The 20,553-nt window shown below is 68.4% G+C and carries 13 protein-coding genes; 10 read left to right on the top strand and 3 right to left on the bottom strand.

Features of this window, described 5'->3' with window-relative positions:
- Positions 1-7 precede the first annotated feature (7 nt).
- From J7E94_RS27690 to J7E94_RS27680, 3 genes are read left to right on the top strand one after another with little or no spacing between them, the layout of a single operon-like run.
- Complete coding sequence (locus tag J7E94_RS27690) at positions 8-607, top strand: DUF5998 family protein (protein ID WP_069924106.1); 600 nt, start codon at positions 8-10, stop codon at positions 605-607.
- Positions 607-1,821 carry an alkaline phosphatase family protein gene (locus J7E94_RS27685; protein ID WP_215019536.1) on the top strand — a complete coding sequence of 405 codons (1,215 nt, stop codon included), beginning with the start codon at positions 607-609 and terminating at the stop codon, positions 1,819-1,821. Before J7E94_RS27690 ends, J7E94_RS27685 begins: the two co-directional genes overlap by 1 nt.
- A 54-nt stretch (positions 1,822-1,875) precedes the next feature.
- Complete coding sequence (locus tag J7E94_RS27680) at positions 1,876-2,526, top strand: thymidine kinase (protein ID WP_214943768.1); 651 nt, start codon at positions 1,876-1,878, stop codon at positions 2,524-2,526.
- Positions 2,527-2,632: 106 nt separating this feature from the next.
- On the opposite strand, the gene J7E94_RS27675 is transcribed toward J7E94_RS27680, so the two are convergent.
- Together J7E94_RS27675 and J7E94_RS27670 are read right to left on the bottom strand one after the other, a co-directional pair.
- On the bottom strand, positions 2,633-3,235 hold the full coding sequence (locus J7E94_RS27675) for a hypothetical protein (RefSeq protein ID WP_374224511.1): 603 nt from the start codon (positions 3,233-3,235) through the stop codon (positions 2,633-2,635).
- A gap of 242 nt (positions 3,236-3,477) precedes the next feature.
- Positions 3,478-3,615, bottom strand: a complete 138-nt coding sequence (locus J7E94_RS27670) for a hypothetical protein (RefSeq protein ID WP_215019535.1) — start codon at positions 3,613-3,615, stop codon at positions 3,478-3,480.
- A gap of 135 nt (positions 3,616-3,750) precedes the next feature.
- On the opposite strand from J7E94_RS27670, the gene J7E94_RS27665 reads away from it, so the two are divergent.
- Genes J7E94_RS27665 through J7E94_RS27650 form a run of 4 tightly spaced genes read left to right on the top strand, consistent with a single transcriptional unit; the run spans position 3,751 to position 9,848 of the window.
- Positions 3,751-4,173, top strand: coding sequence for an SseB family protein (locus J7E94_RS27665; protein ID WP_214943798.1), 423 nt, complete (start codon positions 3,751-3,753; stop codon positions 4,171-4,173).
- Positions 4,173-4,736, top strand: coding sequence for a hypothetical protein (locus J7E94_RS27660; RefSeq protein WP_214943765.1), 564 nt, complete (start codon positions 4,173-4,175; stop codon positions 4,734-4,736). Before J7E94_RS27665 ends, J7E94_RS27660 begins: the two co-directional genes overlap by 1 nt.
- Positions 4,736-9,370 (top strand): putative T7SS-secreted protein, encoded by a 4,635-nt coding sequence (locus tag J7E94_RS27655; RefSeq protein ID WP_251057312.1) that lies wholly within the window; start codon positions 4,736-4,738, stop codon positions 9,368-9,370. Before J7E94_RS27660 ends, J7E94_RS27655 begins: the two co-directional genes overlap by 1 nt.
- Positions 9,371-9,377: 7 nt before the next feature.
- Positions 9,378-9,848: a hypothetical protein gene (locus J7E94_RS27650; protein WP_214943762.1), complete on the top strand. Its 471-nt coding sequence runs from the start codon at positions 9,378-9,380 to the stop codon at positions 9,846-9,848.
- A gap of 391 nt (positions 9,849-10,239) precedes the next feature.
- On the opposite strand, the gene J7E94_RS27645 is transcribed toward J7E94_RS27650, so the two are convergent.
- Positions 10,240-13,029 carry a DNRLRE domain-containing protein gene (locus J7E94_RS27645; RefSeq protein ID WP_215019534.1) on the bottom strand — a complete coding sequence of 930 codons (2,790 nt, stop codon included), beginning with the start codon at positions 13,027-13,029 and terminating at the stop codon, positions 10,240-10,242.
- Positions 13,030-13,582: 553 nt separating this feature from the next.
- On the opposite strand from J7E94_RS27645, the gene J7E94_RS27640 reads away from it, so the two are divergent.
- From J7E94_RS27640 to J7E94_RS27630, 3 genes are all read left to right on the top strand, one after another.
- Positions 13,583-19,882, top strand: coding sequence for an RHS repeat domain-containing protein (locus J7E94_RS27640; RefSeq protein ID WP_215019533.1), 6,300 nt, complete (start codon positions 13,583-13,585; stop codon positions 19,880-19,882).
- Positions 19,883-19,950: 68 nt separating this feature from the next.
- Positions 19,951-20,223, top strand: a complete 273-nt coding sequence (locus J7E94_RS27635) for a hypothetical protein (protein WP_215019532.1) — start codon at positions 19,951-19,953, stop codon at positions 20,221-20,223.
- A 142-nt stretch (positions 20,224-20,365) separates the two neighbouring features.
- A partial coding sequence (locus tag J7E94_RS27630; protein WP_215019531.1) for a hypothetical protein occupies positions 20,366-20,553 on the top strand: 188 nt, incomplete at its 3' end.

The following is a 20,553-nucleotide window of genomic DNA, read 5'->3' as shown; positions in this document are numbered from 1 at the left end:
GGACCTCATGGCGAAATCCGGTACGACGACCCAGGGGCTGCGCACGGCGATCGAGCGCAGCGGCTACTACCCGGCCCTCGTGGCCGAGGCCGTGGAGGCCGCGGTGGGCGGCGAGCCGATCTCGTCGTACCTGGTCCACCAGGAGACGACCTTCGACTCCAACGAGGTGCGCCGCCACGTCACCGTGCTGGTCCTGACCGGGAACCGGTTCATCGTCAGCCACACCGACGAGCAGGCCGCCGACGCCGGGTCCCCGTCCCCGTACGCGACCACCTCCACCGAGTCGGTCAAGCTCTCCAGCATCTCCTCCGTGGTGCTGAGCCGCGTCGTGGCCAACCCGGAGTCCTACACCCCCGGCACCCTGCCCCGCGAGGTCGTCCTGACCATCGGCTGGGGTGCGGTCTCCCGGATCGACCTGGAGCCGGCCGCCTGTGGCGACCCGAACTGCGACTCCGACCACGGCTACACCGGCAATTCCACCGCCGACGACCTCAGCCTGCGGGTCAGCGAGGCGGGCGACGGCCCCGAGGCGGTGCGCCAGACCCTGGTCTTCGCGCAGGCACTCTCGGAGGCCACCGCGGCGACGTCCTCCCCCTCCGCCCGCTGATGGCGTACCCCGCGGCGCAGAACTGGCAGGACTGGCAGGACGAGCCGGAGCTGCTGGATCCCGCCGCCGCGCCCGTCCCCGAGTACGGTGCCGGCTCGCTCGCCGACCTGCTGCCCACGCTCGTGGCGGGCCAGGGCGTACCCGGCTTCGAGGCCTCGATCGCGGAGCTGGCCCCGGCCGACCGGAACTGCGTCTTCCTGGTCGACGGCATGGGCTGGGAGCAGATCAAGGCCCACCCGGACGAGGCCCCGTACCTCACCTCCCTCCTCGGCAGCTCGCGCGGCGGCACCGGCCGCCCGATCACCGCGGGCTTCCCGGCGACCACCGCCACCTCGCTGGCCTCCGTCGGCACCGGCCTGCCGCCCGCCCGGCACGGCCTGCCCGGCTACTCCGTGCGCAACCCGGCCTCCGGCGAGCTGATGAACCAGCTCCGCTGGCAGCCGTGGACCCCGCTGAAGCCCTGGCAGCCGTACCCGACCGTCTTCCAGCTGGCCGACAAGGCCGGCGTGGCGACCGCGCAGGTGTCCTCGCCCGCCTTCCAGACCACCCCGCTCACCAAGATCGCACTGAGCGGCGGAACCTTCCTCGGCCGGATGACCGGCGAGGAGCGGATGGACCTCGCGGCCGACCGCCTCGCGGCCGGAGACCGCTCGCTCGTGTACACGTACTACAGCGAGCTCGACGGGGCCGGCCACCGCCACGGTGTGGACTCCGACGCCTGGCGCGGCCAGCTCATGTACGTGGACCGGCTCGTCCAGCGGCTCGCCGAGCAGCTCCCGCCGCGCACCGCGCTGTACGTGACCGCGGACCACGGCATGGTCGACGTCCCCTTCGACGAGGACTCCCGCATCGACTACGACGAGGACTGGGAGCTGGGCGCGGGCGTGGCCCTGCTGGGCGGCGAGGGCCGGGCCCGGCACGTGTACGCCGTCCCGGGCGCCGAGGCCGACGTCCTGACGGTGTGGCGCGAGGTCCTCGGCGACCGGTTCTGGATCGCGAGCCGCGAAGAGGCGCTGGCACTGGGCTGGTTCGGCGCGCCGGGGGAGTGCGACGAGCGCGTCCTGGGCCGGATCGGCGACGTCGTCGCGGCCGCCCACGCCGATGTGGCCATCACCGCATCGCGCAACGAGCCCAACGAGTCCGCCCTCGTGGGCATGCACGGCTCCATGACCGCGGCCGAACAGCTCGTCCCGCTGCTCGAAATCCGCACCTGACCGACCCCTGCTCCTTCCCCCTTCTGCCCACGACCCGAAAGGTCCGTACTTCCCATGCCCGAGCTGGTGTTCTTCTCCGGAACGATGGACTGCGGAAAGAGCACTCTGGCTCTACAGATTGCGCACAACCGGTCGGCGAGGGGGCTGCAGGGTCTGAACTTCACTCGGGATGACCGTGCGGGGGAGGGGAAGCTCTCTTCAAGGCTCGGGCTGGTGACCGACGCGGTCGAGGCGGTGCAGGGCATGGATCTGTATGCCTATGTCGTCGACCGGCTGTCGCAGGGCGGCAAGGTCGACTACTTGATCGTGGACGAGGCGCAGTTCCTGGAGCCGGTGCAGATCGATCAATTGGCGCGGGTCGTGGATGACTTGGGCCTGGATGTCTTTTCCTTCGGTATCACCACCGACTTCCGCACGAAGCTCTTCCCTGGCTCGCGGCGGCTGATCGAGCTGGCGGACCGCCTTGAGACGCTGCAGGTGGAGGCGATGTGCTGGTGCGGGGCGCGTGCTACGCACAATGCCCGCACGGTGGGCGGCGAGATGGTGGTGGAAGGTGAGCAGGTCGTTGTCGGTGATGTGAGTAGCCCCGCTGCGGAGGTCGGCTACGAGGTGTTGTGCCGGCGTCACCATCGTCGCCGTATGACGAGCGGTTCTGTCCGCGCTGGCGCGCTCTCGCCGGACGTCCTGCCTGTGGGCTCTGACTGAGGGTTGTCGGCCGAATAGGCCGGTTCACTGTGCGGTGGTCTGCAAAGCCTCTCGGCATCCGCCTCCAGGGACCTGCCGATAAATTACTGATCGTTTTTGGGTCTGGTCAGCCCGATGAGGTTCGCGAGGTCCTGGGCGGTGGCTGCCGTAATCGGGGCGGACTTGACGGGGCGGACTTGACGGGGTGGCCAAGTCCTTCCAGGACCGGGGTGATCTCGTGGGTCGCGTCGCCGACTGCGTTTGCCGGTGAGCTCAGCAGGGTGGTCAGTGCTCTGACCTGGATCTTCCAGCGGTGTCGGATCACGGTGACCAGGAGCCGGTCGGACAGTGAGGGCGGGCCTCGGCGCAGGGTGCGGCGCCGGGCCCGCTTGTGGTGCAGGCTGATCGGTGGATGGTCGAGGATGTACTGCTCGGCCTCGGTCAGGAGCCTGGCGAACTCGTGGGCCTGCATCCCGGTGATCACGGGATGGTGCAGCCAGCCGGGGGCCCGGTCGGCTGGCTGGCTGCGGTCCTCGTGACGGGGAGTGGGCGGCGGGGTCGGCGGTTGGGGGTGCAGGGTGTAGTTCCATGTTCCGTGCCACTCGTGCTCGGTCAGGGGCAGGGCGGCCATCACTTCGTCGGGCACGGTGATGCCGGTGGGGTAGGCGCCGGGTGGGCTTCGCCCGGCAAACCCCACTGCCCGCTTCACCCTGGAAGACGCCCCCGCCATCCTGGGCACCGTCTTCGACGACGTCCGGACGATCCCCCTCCCCTCGTGCATGCCTGACCAAAGAGCAGAGGCTCTGCGTCGGCGTTCCGTCCCCCAGCTCGCCACTCTGGGCCGAGCGGACTGTGGGGAGGCGGTCGCTCACGGTGTGGCAATCCGAGCTGCGGGAGCGCGGGCCCCACAGCCAGCCCATGACACCAGAGCATCGGGAGGAACCAAGCGCCTCACAACTGATCTTGCGGAAATCAGCGCTGCATGACGTGGTCTTCGCCGCAGCCCTCGATCTGGGAAGAGGACTTCGCACGCTTCGGGGACAGCCTGCTGATCACACGGTTGTGTCGGATGTTCAGGACGGCGCCTGCGAACAGGAGGTGCGTTTCCACTCGCCGATGAACTCAAACCCCTGGCGCCGGACCGTAGGCGCCACGTCGCACGGCAGAGATCCCCCTGAAAGCGGCGCAATCACCCAAGGTACGGTTCCCTCTGGGTCGCTGACCAGCACTTGGGGGATGAAGATCATGGAATTGACCGGGGAGATAGCAGCCATCCGGGATGGCGGGGGTGATCCGGCTCGGTTGGTGGGTGAGTTCCGACGGGCTGTGCTGCTCGTTCCGTTCGCCGCCGACGCCAACGGTCTCAGTGACTCTGACGGTTCCCATGGCGGCCTGATGTCCGCAGTCAGGGGCGGGATTCGTTGGCTGTATGCGTTCACGGATGAAGAGGCGCTGGCCCGCTTTGCGGAGGCGCGTGCGGAGGCGGACCGGGAGTGGCCTTACCTTTCGATTCTGGGTGCGCGGCTTGTGGATGCGGTGGTCCCGATGGCCGACGGTCCGGCGGGGGTAGCCGTGAACGTGGCCGACGAGGACGGTTCGATGCTCTTCCCGCCGGTGGCGGGGATCGTCCCCGACGCGTATGCCGTCGACGCTGTGGGCGTGGCCTGATGGCGGGCGATGGGGACCTGGAGGTCTCGCCTGCCGCGGTCAAGAACATTCAGGACGGGCTGCGCGCGGCGATCTCGGAGCTGCGTGAGTCGGGGGATGCCGCAGGCGCGTCCATGGGTTCTGGTCTCAGTGACTTGTCGATGACGGGGATGGAGGCCGGGCATGCAGGGCTGGCCACCGACTTCGAGGACTTCTGCGAGCGATGGGAGTGGGGCGTGCGGAGCCTCGTGCAGGATGCCAGCACCCTCGCCCAGTCCCTCGGCATTGCCGCTGGCACGGTGTGGGAGGAGGACCAGTACGTGCAGGGGGCGTTCAAGGTGGTCGCCAATGCCGCGTACGGCAATCCGCATGCCAGTGAGGACGATATCGAGAAGAAGGACTGGGACGACATCTGGCGGGCTGATGTCTACAAGCCGGACTACAGCGCGGAGTCGTTCGAGAAGAGCGGCGAGGACATCAAGAAGAACTGGTCGGAGACCAAGGACACGCTGACCTCCAGCGGCAGGATCGGTTCGCTGAAGGACCTGCTGGATCAGGCGAACGGCGACGGGGGCGGTAACTGATGGGATGGCGCGACTACATACCCGACTCGGTCGAGGACGTGGCCGAGGACGCGGTCGAGGGGGTCGGCGATGCCATCGAGTGGGCCGGCAATAAGACGGCCGGCGCAGTGGACAAGGTCGGCCTGGAGGATGCCGGCGATTGGATCCGCGACAAGAGCCGCTCCGCCGCCAACCGGCTCGGCGCGGACGTGGAGGAACTCGAGCTCGGCCAGAGCGACGACCCGAAGAAGCTGGTCTACGGCAGCGTCTCCAAGATCCGCGAGCAGGTCTCGCACCTGAACGACTTCAAGGCCTCTTTCGAGCAGGTTGGCAACGGCCTGAAGGGCATCGGGGAGCCCGAGGGTCTCAAGGGCAAGTCCGCGGACGCCTTCCGGGAGGCGGTGGCCAAGGAGCCGCCCCGCTGGTTCGAGGCCACCGAGGCCTTCGGCAAGGCCGCCGACGCGATGGGCCGTTTCGCCGAGACCGTGGAGTGGGCGCAGGGCCAGGCGAAGGAGGCCCTGGCGGACTACGAGCACGCGAAGAAGGTCTCCACCGACGCCCGCAACGCGCACAACAAGCAGGCTGAGGCCTATAAGGACGCGGTGAAGGCGAAGCAGGACCACCTGCCGCCGAGGCCGTCCGATGACTTCGACGACCCCGGGAAGCCCCTCGCCTCCGCTGCCCAGGAAAAGCTCGTCAGCGCCCGCAAGCAGCGCAACGAGGTCGCGGAGACGACCCGTACGGCAGTCTGCGCGGCCCGTGACAAGGCCCCGAAGAAGCCCTCGTACGCCGAGCAGCTCGGTGATGGTCAGGAGTACTTCGTACTGGCCGGCAACCACTTCCTGGGCGGCGTGATCAAGGGCACGGCCGGCACCCTCAACTTTGCCCGCGCGCTGAACCCGTTGGACTTCTACAACATCTCGCATCCCGCCGAGTACCGGACGAACCTCAACTCGACGGTCATGGGCCTGCTCACCATGGCCAACGACCCGTGGGGCGCGGGCAAGCAGATGCTCGACGAGTTCATGAAGGACTCCAACGAGGGCATCGGCAAATTCATCCCGGACCTCCTCGGCTCCAAGGGCCTCGGCACAGCGAAGAGGGCCGGCGCGGCCGCCAAACACCTCGACGACCTTAAGGCCGCGGAGCGCAAGGGCCCGGCCCGGACCGGCAACGACGCGGACGGTCCGAACAAGGGCGAACGGCCCGACTGCGAGAAGCGGTGCGACGGGACCGACCCCGTCGACCTGGCCTCGGGCCGGATGTTCCTCCCGCAGACCGACATCGTGCTGCCCGGCGTCCTGCCGCTGGCCTTCACCCGGCGCGCGGAATCGGGGTACGCGAGCGGCCGCTGGTTCGGTCCGACCTGGGCATCGACGGTCGACCAGCACCTGGAGGTCGATGCCGAAGGCGTCGTGCTCGTCACCGAGGACGGCCTCTCCGTCCCGTACCCGCACCCCGCCCCCGGCATAGCCGTCCTGCCGGTGTCCTCTTCCGCGCCCCGCCATCCGCTGGAGCGCACCCCGGACGGCGACTGGACGCTCAGCGACCCCACCACCGGCCACATACGCCGCTTCACCCCGCCCGACGGCGACCCGGACGCCGACGGCATCGCGCCCATCGCCCAGCTGGAAGACCGCAACGGCAACCTCATCACCTTTGAGTATGACCACGCGGGCACGCCGCTGGGGATGGCCCATTCCGGTGGCTACCACCTGCGCTTTGAGACCGCCGAGGGCCGCATCACCGCCCTGCACCTCACCGGCGGCCCACGCGTGCTGGCGTACGGGTACACCGACGGGAACCTGACCGAGGTCGTCAACTCCTCCGGACGGCCACTGCGCTTCACCTACGACGAGCGCTCCCGCATCACCTCCTGGACCGACACCAACAACCGTAGGTACCACTACGCCTACGACGAGCGGGACCGCTGCATCGCGGAAGGGGGTGCCGTCGGCCACATGGCCCTCACTCTCGCGTACTCCGAGGCGGACCCTGGGACCGGGCTGCGCGTGACGGCCGCCACCACGGGCTCGGGCCACACCCGCCGTTACCTGGTCGACGACGCCTACCGCGTGGTCGCCCGGATCGACGAACTGGGCGCCACCGTGCGCTACGAGTACGACCGGCAGGGCCGGCTGCTTGCGGAGACGGACGCGCTCGGCCTGACCACCCGGCGCACCTACGACGCACGGGGCCTGCTCACGGAACTCGTCCGGCCGGACGGGCGCCGGGGCAGGATGGAGTACGACGATCTCGGCCTGCCGGTGAAGGTGGTCGGCGACGACGGCCGGGTCTTCCGTCAGACCTATGACGAGCGGGGCAACCGCACTTCGTTGACCTCGCCCAGCGGAGTCACCAAGACGGCCGAGTACGGCGAGCGCGGGCAGCTGCTCTCGCTGACCGACGCCCTTGGCGCAGTCACCCGCATCGAGTGCGACGGCTCCGGCCTGGCTTCCCGGGTGACGGACCCGCTGGGCGCCGTCAGTCGCTTCGAGAGGGACGCCTTCGGCCGGGTCGTGCGGTTCACCGACCCGCTGGGCGCCGTCACGCGCATGGACTGGACGGTGGAAGGCAGGCCGGCCCGCCGGATCGCCCCCGACGGCAGCGAGCAGTCGTGGACGTACGACGGTGAGGGCAACTGCCTCAGCCGTACGGACGCGCTGGGCGGCAGGACCCTCTTCGAGTACACCGACTTCGACCTGCTCTCGGCGAGGACCGGGCCGGACGGCCTGCGGTACGCGTTCGACTACGACGGCGAACTGCGGCTGACCCGGGTGACCGGCCCGCAGGGGCTGTCGTGGGACTACGCCTACGATCCGGCTGGCCGGCTCCGCTCGGAATCGGACTTCGACGGACGGACGGTCGCGTACGGATACGACGCGGCGGGACGCCTGGTGTCGCGGGCCGACGACGGGGCCGAGCCGGTCACGTTCGCGTACAACCCGCTGGGCCAGACCGTCCGCAAGCAGAGCGCGGACGGTGTCACGGAGTACGAGTACGACGTCTTCGACGAACTGGCCGCCGCGACGTCACCGGACGGAACCCGGCTGACCCGGCTGAGGGACCGCCACGGCCGTCTCCTGTCCGAGACCGTCGACGACCGCACCCTCACCTACGGCTACGACGAGCTGGACCGGCGCGCGGTACGCACCACCCCGGGCGGAGCGGAGAGCCGCTGGGCCTTCGACGCGGCCGGCCGGCGCAGCACGCTCACCACGTCGGGCCGCACCGTCGCCTTCGACCGGGATGCGGCGGGCCGCGAGGTCTCCCGCACGGTCGGCTCCGCGGCCACCGTCTTCGACCAGCTCGACGAGCTGGGCCGGATCACGGGCCAGCAGGTGGTGGGGCGTGACGGCGCCCTTCTCCAGCGGCGGGGGTACACGTACCGCGCCGACGGCCGGTTGGCGGGGAGCGAGGACGCCCTGGGGGGCGCCAGGACCTTCGAGCGGGACGCGGTGGGCCGGATCACGGCCGTCCGGGCGGAGGGCTGGACGGAGCGGTACGCCTACGACGAGGCGGGCAACCAGTGCGCCGCCTCCTGGCCCGACGGCCACCCGGGCGCCGAGGCTCGCGGCGAGCGCGCGTACCAGGGCACGCGCATCGTCCGCGCGGGCGCGGTGCGCTACGAGCACGACGCCCGGGGTCGCGTGGTCCTGCGCCGGAAGGTGCGACTCTCCCGCAAGCCGGACATCTGGCGCTACACGTGGGACGCGGACGGGAGGCTCACCGGGGTGGTCACCCCGGACGGGACGCGCTGGCGCTACCGCCATGACGCGCTGGGCCGGCGGACGTCGAAGCAGCGCCTGGCCGACGACGGCCGGGTGGCGGAGGAAACGCTCTTCACGTGGGACGAGAGCACCCTGTGCGAGCAGACCACGGCCGTGGCGGCCTCGGCCTCGGGGGAACCCGAGCGGGACGGCCGTTCGGTCGTCGTCTCCTGGGACCACAACGGGCTGCATCCGCTGGCTCAGACGGAGCGGATCGTCGCCGACGCCACCCAGGAGACGGTGGACGAGCGGTTCTTCGCGATCGTCACGGATCTGATCGGCACCCCGAAGGAACTGGTCGGCGAGAACGGGGAAATCGCCTGGCGTGTTCGGGCCACGCTCTGGGGCGCCACCGCGTGGAACCGTGACGCGACCGCGTACACACCGCTCCGCTTCCCGGGCCAGTACTACGATCCCGAAACCGGACTGCACCACAACTACTTCCGCACCTACGACCCCGAGACCGCCCGCTACCTCAGCCCGGACCCGCTGGGCCTGGGCCCGGCGCCGAACCCCGCCACGTACGTCCTCGACCCGCTGACCTGGACCGACTACCTCGGGCTGGCCCCGGAATGCAAGATCGGGGAGCCGGACCCGGCGAGCCAGGGGGGGAACCTCCCCATGCTGGCGGACAAGATCGCCGCACACGGCGACATCAAGAAGCGCGGAATTCCCGGGGTGGACGACCTGGACGTGCCGGAACACCTGGAAGACATGATGACCAACAGCCCGGGGGTGAAGATGCGCAGTACCCCTTCGGGCACGCCTCGCTGGGCCTGGTGGGACGAGTCGACCGGCACGATGCTCATTCGGGAAGGGGAGAACGGCACCTTCATGCAACCGGACCGCGGCTACCAGTACTACTTGGAACAGATCAATGAGTGAGGCACGGATGAGCGGGACCCCCGAGACGGACGCCTTGTGGGCGCGACTGTCGCCTGCCGCGGGGGCGGCGGTGGCCGCCGTCGACGCGGAGCGGCTGGAGGTGGAACGGGCCCGGCTGTCCCCGGAGCGGCGGGAGGCGGTCACCGAGCCGGTGTATTCCGTACGTCGGCGGTTCGAGGCGTGGGAGCGACTGGGCCGGATCCTGGAATCGGGACCCCGCCCGGACGAGTTCTACCCGTTCAGCGCCTATGAGAACGACCTCGACGGCAGGGACTCGCTGGCGGGGGTGATGGCCTCCCTCCCGGAGGCGGTGCGGGCGGAGTTGGCGGGTGTTCTGGACGCACTGGACGCCCGGTTCGCGGCCGCCACCGACCAGGACGTGACGGGAGCGCTCGACCCGTGGCTGCGCACCGGGCGGGGCCGAGCGACGCAAGCCCACGTCTGGTGGTGGCGCGTGCCGAAGTCCGCGCCGTGGTGAATCCGGACGGAGCGATGCGGGGCCAGCGCTCGAAGCCGTCCCACGCCACGCGTACGACCGGCGGGACCTGCGGGCGTGCCGACGGTGCCGATGATGGAGGTTGGTCAAGCAATAGGATCCCTTCAGGCCAGATCTTGCCTGGAGTTGGGCGTCTTTGCCTCGGTATCACCGCAGCCCCGTAGCAAGTGCTTCCGGTGGTTGCGGTGTTTGATCCCTCCCTGCCTGCCCCGCTATCACGCCGGGGACATCGGCGACGCTGCAGCCCGGATGTCCGGCGGCGACATCTGTTGGCGAGGACGTGACCACCGGCCGAACGTGGAAGCGGGCCGTCTCAACCCACGCTGTGGGAGAGACGGCCCCGCTCCACTCGAAGCCCGACCGGGCGTTGTCGTTACGGCTGGTAGATGTCCTTCCACCCGTTCCAGGAGCCGTTGGCCGTGCGGGTGGTCTGGCTGATGGTGCCGTTGGCGATGGCGGTCAGCCGGAAGCCGTCCCCGGCCGTGGTGGCGAGGAGCTTGCGGGTGTAGCCGGGGTCGCCCACGATCGCGGTCACGTCTCCCCATGCGGTCCAGTTGCCGTCGGCCCGGCGGGTGGTGTGGTACACCCGCCCCTCGGAGGCCGCGGCGAGCTGGAACTCCGCGCCGGTACCGGCGCTGGCCGAGGCCTCGATCGAGGCGAGCGGGCTGGCGATGGGCAGCTGGGCGAAGGCGTGCCAGTTCCCGGGAGCGATCTGGGCGGAGTGGTAGGCCCGGCCCTCCGAGAGGATCGCCATGTGCGGCTGGCCGTTCACCGAGGCGAGAGTGATCTGGTCGATCTGCGCGGGGGTACCCGGGACGAGCCGCCAGGCGTCCCAGCGATCTGGGTAGCGGGTCGTCAGGTAGACCTTGCCGTCCGCGACCGCGGCGACGGCCATGTTCCAGCCGTCCTGGGCGGCGGCCATCTGCGTCACCTTGGGCAGGCCGCCGGCGGCGGCGGTGGCGTCACCCCAGGACTGCCAGCTGGCGGGGAGTCGCACGGCGTGCTGGATCTTGCCGTCAGCCAGTGCCAGCACGTGGAGCTGGCTGTCGGCGCCGATGGTGGCCACCTGTTCGACGTTCGGGAGATCGCCGGTCTCAGGGGTGGTGTCCTGGACGCTGCCCCCGGTGAAGCCGTGCCAGACGCGCCCGCCGGCGACGGCGACCATGTGGCCGCCCTGGATGGTGGTGGCATCGGCCAGCGAGGTAGCCGTGTTGTTGTTGTCCCACTGGATGCCGCTGTTGAGCGTGGCCTCGGAGTCGTTGCCCGCCTTGTCCGTGGCGTATGCCTTGATCTCGTAGCGGCCGTCACCCATCTTGGGCAGCAGCACTGAGGCCTTCCCGTGCCAGGCCTCGACTCGTCGCGTGGGCTGATCCGTGTTGATGCCGAACCGGTAGGTCTGGACGTGCTCCCCGCCCTCGGCGCCTTCCGCGGTGAAGGTGGCGATGCCCTTCTCGGGATCGATGTCGATCTTCGGGGCGGGCGGTGCGGTGCGCTTCATGGTGAACCGGCCGCCGCCTTCCCAGCGGGACGCGCTCGTGCCGTCGTCGGCCTGGACTTCCCAGGCGTACGACTCGTCCCAGGGCAGCCAGGCGTCGGGGACGCGGAAGTCGGCGAGACCACCGCTAGGAACGATGACGGCGGCTTCGTTGAACCAGCCGCCCCGATCGACGTAGTGGACGCGGAACCGAGCGGTCACGTTGCCACTGTCGGGGTCCGAGATCCGCGCGCGCAGGTGCACACCGTCGGCCGCATTGGTCTTGCCGATGTAGCCGTGGGCGGTGGGCTGCGGAGTCATCTGCAGCTCGCCGGGGGTGTTCGGCGTCTGGTTGTACTCGATGGAGAGGGTGGCGCTGTTGAGGAACTTCTTCCAGGCGTAGGTGTCGGACTCGTTCTCCGCCTTCAGGCCCAGCGTGACGTCGGACCAGCCGGCCGCGGCAACTTCCTTCATCTTGTTTGTGACGTCGAACTCCACGCCGCCCGCCGGGCAGTTGGGGCCCCACCCCTTGGCCGTGTTGACGGTGGCCAGGTGCTGGGTCCAGGCCGGCTGGTTCCGCCACGTGGTGTCCGAGTTGATCGCTCCGGTGAACCAGAGCTGTACCGGCCGGGCCTGACAGGACCAGGACCATTGGAGCTGGGTGGAGAAGGTGCCCCGGATGACGTTCTTGCCGGCGAACCCGGCCGTATCCATCCGGTAGAGGGACCGGGAGAGCCCGTTGGTCTCGTTCTCGTAGCCGACACTGGCCAGTTCGTTCTTGTTCCAGTACACGGTGTCCTGGTACTTCTTGTACACCCGGGTCCAGGCGACCCGGCCACCGCTCATCCACGGGTCGATGAAGACCGGGAAGACGGTGTCCTTGCCCCTGAGGATCTTCTGGTCCGGGACCACCTTCAATGTGGAGCCGTCCACCTTGGTGGCCATCGCAGCCTGCTTCGCATTCAGGCCCGGCTCCCACGCCGTGGAGGCGCTGCCGTCCTGTGCCACAAGGGCGCTGCCGTCCAGCGCCGCGGGGGCGCTCCGAGCTAGTGAGGCGACCTTCTGCTGCCCGGCCGTCGGCGTCGATTCCCACATGGTCGGGGTCGGCCCACCGAAAACGATCTGCCCGGCCGCGTCCTTGGCGGTCAGATTCCCGTGTTCGTCGGCGGCCACGACCAGGTTCTTGGTCCCCAGGCCGAAGCCGATCTCGGCGAGCTTCGGATTCGCTGCCGCCTCGGCTGACTTGACCTCAAGGACCTGGGAGAAGCCCTCGATGCCGGCGCGGACCTTCAGGTCCACTCCCGGGAGCACTTCGGGGTAGGTCGCGGTGTCTCCGCTGATGTGCGGCTTCGGCAGAGCCTGGGGCCAGGTCAGGGATATCTCTTTGTCCCCGTCGGCCAGGCTGACCAGTGGTCCCGTGCCGCCGCCGGACAGCGAGAGGGGAAGGAGCGAGGCCTTCGGCGTCAGAATTCCCTCGGCCGAGACCTGGAGGGAGGCGTCGAGGTCGGCCCACTTCCCTCCCTTTTTGACCCACTTGGGGCTGGTGTGGCGTTCCAGGGTGAAGGTGCCCGAGGGGTTCGCGAGGGTGCGGGTGTCCTCCGTCCGCTTCTCCAAGACCTCCACCGGCTGCCTGCTTGAACGTGCGCTGTCCTGCGCCTTCTGCTCCGGCGTCACACCCTTCGCGTTCACGGGCGGCATTGCTGTGGGGGAGGGGGACGCTTGGGCGGGCGTCAGGCTGACGCACAGACCGGTGAGCGCGAGCACGGCCAGGGCGTTGGGCCAGAGCTGTGGTCGTCGTGGGCTCCTCGACGGAGGGGCTGAGTGCATGGCAAAACCATCCAAGGGTGACGGCGATCGGATTGGCGACCGCCTCATGGGCGGGCGGTACACGGGGGAAGTTCGGTGGCTCCGCGTCCGAGCGGGTGGGCGACCGGAGGCGAGCCGAAGATCACACACACCCGGAACCTTACTGAACTAGATCATACTTATGCTCGACCTTGACTTGCCCTCACGCTCGAATCGGTTGGAATTAGTTCGTCCACTTCTGGGTGCGAGCACCCATCCCCTCGAGTGACCCACGGGACTTCCACCGTGGCTGAATCCATAACCACGGTGAGACTGATCGTTTACTGTGTGCGTGATAGGTGCGCTGATCGTCAGCGCACCTCATTCTGCATAGAGGAATTGCGTGAGTCCGTCACAGATACCCCGGAGATCCAAGCCCCATTGGAGCTCCGACAACATGTGGAACTGGCCTAAATCCATTCGCCGTTCCGTACAGGCCATTGCCATCACGGTCAGTTCCGCCCTGCTGCTCTCGGCCGGCGTGAGCACCGCGGCGGCCGCCACTGAGAAGTTCAAGGTGCGCGGCACCCAGACGGAGCCGGTACTCGCCGGCGCCGGGGTCCCGGTGAAGTCCCCGCCGAAGAACGAGGCGGCGCAGAACGCCCAGAAGAAGGCGCCCAAGGTCACCTGGCCCAAGGGCGGCGAAGCGCTCCTGGAGCCCGGTGCCACCGTGGCTGCGCGCGCGCAGGCCTCTACTCCCGGCCGCAGCGACGTCGGCGGCCTTCCCGTCGGAATACGTTCCACGGCAGTCCCGTTCACTCGGGCGGGAGCGGCGGCCGCACCCGCGGCCCCGGCCAATGTGAAGGTCTCCGTCAAGGACCAGGCCCACGCCGAGAAAGCCGGCATCAACGGTGTGCTGATGGCCGTGGAACCGGGCACGGGTGCACCTTCGCCCGGCACGGTCGAATTCGCCGTCGATTATTCCGCGTTCGCCGGAGCGTTCGGCGCGAATTTCGCGGGCCGCATGCGCGTGGTGCAGTATCCGGCATGTGTGCTAACCGCGCCGGAGAAGGCCGAGTGTCAGACCGGGACTCCAGTCGACAGCGGAAATGACGTCAAGAACAAGACGTTGACCGCCCGTATCGCCCTGGCCGGCACCGGCACCGGGTCGCAGCAGCAGCTTTCCGCGAGGAGCGCCGCCGCCGCGGCTCCGATGGTCCTGGCCGCCGAGGGCGGCGACTCGGGCACCGGCGGAGACTTCAAGGCGACGCCTCTCGCCCCTACGTCGAGTTGGCAGGCCGGTGGGGCCTCCGGTGACTTCAACTGGACCTATCCCATGTCCACCCCCGAGGCCCCCGGTGACCTCTCTCCGGAACTCGGGCTGAACTACTCCGCCCAGAGCGTGGACGGCCGCATGGCCGCCAGCAACACCCAGCCCTCGCAAGCGGGCGACGGGTTCGAGCTCACGTCCGGCGGTTTCATCGAGCGCCGCTTCCAGCCCTGCTCGGACGTCCCCGGCTCGGGAGTGAGCTTCAAGGACGGCAAGGGCGACCTGTGCTTCGCCTCCGAGAACGCCATGCTCTCCCTCAACGGTTCGGGCACCGAGCTGGTCAAGGATGACTCCACCGGCACCTGGAAGGGGGTCAAGGACGACGGCTCCAAGATCGAGTACCTCACCGGTGCCAGCAACGGCGACGCCGAGGGCGGCTACTTCCGCCTGACCACCGTCTCCGGCACGGTCTTCACCTTCGGTCTCAACCGGCCGGGCAACTGGAAGACCGGCGACCAGGAGACCAACTCCGCCTTCACCGTCCCGCTGTACGGCAAGGACGGCGGCAAGCAGCGCGCCTGGCGGTACAACCTCGACCACGTCTCCGACGTGAGCGGGAACGCCATGGTCTACTACTACGCCAAGGAGACCAACCGCTACGGAGCGGACAAGAAACTCCAGGGCGTCGAGTACACCCGCGGCGGGCACCTCAGCCGCGTCGAGTACGGCCTGCGGACCGGCGCCGAATACGGAACCAAGGCCCCGGCCAAGGTCCTGATCGACACCGCTGAACGCTGCCTGCCCGGTGTGGACTGCTCGGACGCCAATTTCAACAAGGACAACGCCAAGAACTGGCCCGACGTTCCCGTCGACCAGTTCTGCGCCCCAGGCACGGAGTGCAAGAACCAGCACTCCCCGACCTTCTGGACACGCAAGCGGTTCTCCGCCATCACCACCCAGGTACTGACCCGGGGCGCCTACAAGGACGTCGACCGCTGGGACCTGACCCACTCCTTCCCCCAGACCGGCGACGGCACGAGCAACGGCCTGTGGCTGGCGTCGCTGAAGCACACCGGCAAGACCAACGGTGACTTCAGCACCCCGGAGATCACCTTCTCCGGCCAGCAGCTGGCCAACCGCGTCGACGGCCTGGAGGGCCTGCCGCCCTTCATCCGCTACCGGATCAACGCCATCCACACCGAATCCGGCGGCCTGATCGGCGTCACCTACTCCGCTCCCGAGTGCAACCGCGACGGCACCCTGCCCGCGTCGGACGCCGACAACACCCTGCGCTGCTACCCGGTCAACTGGTCCGCACCCGGCCAGCCCATCGGCCCCGACGGGCGCCCCAAGCCCTACAAGGACTACTTCCACAAGTACGTCGCCACCCAGATCGTCGAGAACGACCTCGTCGGCGGATCCACCTCGACCGTCACCCGGTACGAGTACTCCGGAGCCCCCGCCTGGGCGTACGACACCTCCGAGTTCCTCCGGGACACCGAGCGCACCTGGAACCAGTGGCGCGGCTACGGCAAGGTCATCACCCGTACTGGCGACGGCGCCGACCAGCGCACCCGCTCGGAGAACGTCTACTTCCGGGGCATGGACGGCGACCGCACCGCCTCCGGCGGCACGCGCAGCGTCAAGGTCGCCGACTCCGAGGGCAACCAGATCACCGACCACCTCTCCCAGGCCGGTGTCACCCGCGAGACCCTCACCTACAACGGCGACGACGGCGCGCTCATCGCCGCGACCGCGTACGAGCCGTGGATCAGCGGCCCGACCGCGACCCGCAACCGTACGGGGACGACGCCGCTCACCGCGCAGAGGTTCAACAACGGCGCAGAGCACACCCGTACCGCCGTCGCGAGCGGCTTCCGGCGCACCGCGGTGGAGAAGACGTACGACGGTCACGGGCTGATCACCACGGTCAACGATCTGGGCGACACGTCCAGGAGCGACGACGACCGCTGCACCAGCACCGAATACGCCCGCAACACCCAGCTGCACCTGCTGGACCTCGTCTCCCGCCAGGAGACGGTGTCCGTCGCGTGCGGTGCCACGGTCCAGCGGCCCGCACACGTCGTCTCCGACGACCGCACCCTGTACGACGGCAAGGGTTTCGGTGAGACCCCGACCAAGGGCGATGCCACCAGCGCCGAAGAGCTGGCCGAATACGTCAACGGCCAGCCGCGCTACGTGACCGCCGGTACGGAAAAGTTCGACCAGTACGGCCGCTCCGTCGAGACCACCGACGCCCAGGGCAACACCTCCAGGACCGCGTACACGCCGGCCACCGGTGAAATGCCGCACCAGGTGGTAACCACCAACCCGCTCGGTCACACCGAGACGGAGATCCTCGACCCGACCCGCGGTCTGACCCTGACCGCGATCGACGGCGACGGGCGGCGGGACGAGTCCGAGTACGACGCCCTCGGCCGCCTGACCAAGGGCTGGTCGGCCGGGCGGACCCGAGAGCAGAAGCCCGACATCGAGGTCTCCTACCTGATCCGCAAGGACGGCCCTTCCGCCGTCACCACGCGCACCCGCCTCGCGGACGACACGTACACCGTCAGCCACGAGCTGTACGACGGTCTGCTGCGACCGCGCCAGACCCAGGCCACCCGCTCCGACCTCAACCAGAACGACGAGTCGCGCGCGGGCAGGGTCGTCACCGACACGGTGTACGACTCCCGTGGTCTGGAAGTCAAGGAATCCGGTCCCTACCTGGAGAAGAGCAACCCCGGCACCGCCCTGGTCTCCGTCCCGGACAACCAGATCATCCGCCAGAACGGCTACCTCTACGACGGTGCCGGGCGCAAGACCGCCGATCTGTTCTACAGCCTCGGCACCGAGAAATGGCGCACCACCACCACCTACGAGGGTGACCGGCAGCACGTGGTCCCGCCCGAAGGCGCCACGGTCACCACGACCATCACTGATGTCCGGGGCAACCCGGTGGAACTGCGGCAGTACAAGGGACGGCAGGTCGGCGCCGAATTCGACAGCACCCGCTACGGCTACGGTCCCGGTGGTGAACTGACCCAGGTCGTCGACCCGGTCGGCAACACCTGGCAGTACGAGTACGACCTGCGCGGCCGCAAGACCAAGGAGCACGATCCCGACCGCGGTGTCACCACCTACACCTTCGACAACGGCGACCAGCCCGTCTCCACCACCGACGCCCGGGGCAGGAGCATCCACGTCTCCTACGACAAGCTCGGCCGGCCGACCGAGCAGCGCGAAGCGGGGCCGACCGGACCCAAGCGTGCCGAGTGGACCTACGACACCCTGTCCAAGGGTCAACTGACCTCCTCGACCAGCTACGCGGGCGGAACGCCGTACACCACGTCCGTTCTCGGCTACGACAGTTCAGGGGCCGCGACAGGATCCAAGATCACCATCCCCGAGGGTCAGGGCGCGCTCTCCGGAAGCTACGAGTCGAAGATCGACTACAACAGCACCGGTGACCCGAGCGCGGTGCACCTTCCCGCCGCCGGCGGTCTCCCCGCGGAGAAGCTGGACCTCACCTACAACGCGACGGGCATGCCCAGCACCCTCAAGGGCTCGGCCGAGTACGTCAGCAGCACCCGGTACACGCCCTTCGGCGAGCTCATGCAGTACATGCAGGGCGCCAAGGGCAAGCGCATGATCCACACCAACTACATGGACGACTCGACCCGCCGGGTCACCAAGTCCTTCGCGGACCGTGAGGTCGCACCGTACTCGCTGTCCGAGGTCGACTACACCTACGACCCCGCAGGCAACATCACCTCCCTCAGCGAACTGCGGGAGAAGACGACCCGCGACACCCAGTGCTTCCGCTACGACCACCTGCGCCGTATGACCGAAGGCTGGACGGCCAAGGACAGCTGCACGAGCGGCCCTTCCGCGGCCACCGTCGGCGGAGTCACTCCCTACTGGCACTCCTACACCTTCGACCCCACGGGCAACCGCACCAGCGAGACCAAGCACGACGTCGGAAGCGGTGCAACCCGACGCACCTACACCTACCCGGCCGCCAAGGGCAGCCAGCCGCACACACTGAGCGGCGTCGACAGCGTCGAACCGACCGGGACCCGCAAGGACTCCTACACGTACGACGCCACCGGCAACACCACCGTCCGCAAGATCGGAAACTCCGAGCAGAAGCTCGAATGGGACACCGAAGGACAGCTCACCAAGGTCACTGAAGGCACCAAGGTCACCGAGTACGTCTACGACGCCGAGGGCAACCGCCTGCTACGCAAGGACCCTTCGGGCACCACGCTCTACTTGGGCGGCACCGAGGTGTCCCTGGGCACGGACGGCAAGACCAAGGCCACCCGCGGCTACACCTTCGGCGACAAGACGGTTGCCGTCCGCTCGTCGGACGGCGACCTCTCCTACCAGTCCGCGGACCACCACAACACCGCGACCCTCTCGGTGGACGCCGCAGGAACCATGACCGCCACCCGGCGGGACATGACCCCCTACGGCGAGACCCGGGGCGCGGCGCCCCAGTCCTGGCCCAACCAGAAGGGCTTCGTCGGGGGCACCATGGACGCCTCCACGGGCCTGACCCAGCTGGGCGTGCGCTCCTACGAGCCGGCCACCGGCCGGTTCCTGTCGGTCGACCCCCTGATCGACGTCAACGACCCGCAGCAGATGAACGGTTACGCGTACGCCAACAACAACCCGGTGTCCATCTCGGACCCCGACGGCAAGATCATCCCCATCCTCGCCGCAATCGCCCTCCGTATAGCAGCGCAGCAAATCGCCAAGGAGATCGCCCGCCGTGCCGCGATCGAGGCGGCCAGGAGGGCGGCTGCCGAATTGGCCAAGCGCCTGGCGATAGAAGCCGCCAAGAAGGCAGCTCAGGAGGCAGCCAAGAAGGCGGCTCAGGAAGCGGCCAAGAAGGCTGCGGAAGAGGCTGCGAAGAAGGCTGCTGCCGAAGCCGCAAAGAAGGTGGCTCAGGAAGCGGCCAAGAAGCAGGCGGCCAAGCAGGCGGCGCAGCAGGCGGCGAAGAAGCAAGCCGCCAAGAAGCCCCCGGAGAAGGCTGCACCGAAACAGAATGCCGCGGCGAAGAAAGATCCGGTTCAGAAGCAGTCCGCCGGACCGAAGAAGGGATCGACGGAGAGAAAGAATGTTGAAGCTCCCTCTCGGGAAAAGGTGCCGGAATCTGGATGCACCGGTGCCGCCGGTTGCACCGTCCATCCGGACCAGCCGACCAAGATTGAGGGGTATGTGAAGCATGGACTCCATCAGGCCATTGGCCGAAACGATGGGCGAGGAGTCGACATCGCCAAGATGAAGGACGCAGTGGCGGACCCGAAGAAGGTGACGCACAGGGTTGACTCGCGAGGTCTCCAGTGGCGCTTTGAAGGAAAAGGAAACAAGAAGGCTACGGTGGTACTCAACGCCGCATCACAGGTCATCACGGTGTTCGGCAAGTCCCGTGGTGTGAACCTGGGGAAGCGGTCGATGAGGCCGAAGGATATGCACTAGACCGCGTTGGCCCCTGTAGTAGTCTCACAGGGGCCAACTTTTCATTTCGGTAGACAGCGGCAGGAAGAATGAGCGAAACGAGTCACACGACGCCCGCCTGGTTTCGGGGAGGCGTAAAGCTGTACCGGACTCTGCTGGAGATTACGGAAGAGCGGCCGGACATGACCGAGCTCGCTGTATCCCCTACGATTCCGAGTGAATCGGAGGCGGACATGATGCTGGAGTTCCTGTCCGACGAACTCATGAACGTCGGGTTTACCGGCGACTGGGAAGTGACCGCGCGTGGACAGGAAATCGAAGACCTGATCGACGTGTTCAATGACATCGCACAGCCCGATTAACCTGCCCCGCACCTGACCGAGCAGCTCGGAAGCCCTGCCGAATGCCTCTGGCAGGGCTTTCGAGCTGTGTATCAGCTTCCTGAGGCACGAGGCGCGGATCCGCCGGTGGTCGACGGGGCCGGTGTGCGGGGACCCGGCCGATGTGCGGTTTGTCGGGCTGCAGGTGCTGGCCGAACCGGCACGGGCATTGAGGCCTTCAGGCGAGGGCCGGCGCGGCCTGACCGCGCTGTTCTGGTCCAACGTCGACCTGTATGGCACCTTCCACCCACACATGGACAAGTGGCTCGACCTGCCTCCGGCCGCTGCCCTGCCCCGTTACCTTTTTCGTGG

This window comes from Streptomyces sp. ISL-94, assembly GCF_018614075.1.
Taxonomy (GTDB): domain Bacteria; phylum Actinomycetota; class Actinomycetes; order Streptomycetales; family Streptomycetaceae; genus Streptomyces.
The sequence above is the reverse complement of the archived record's forward strand: the minus strand, read 5'-3'. Positions and strand labels throughout refer to the sequence as shown.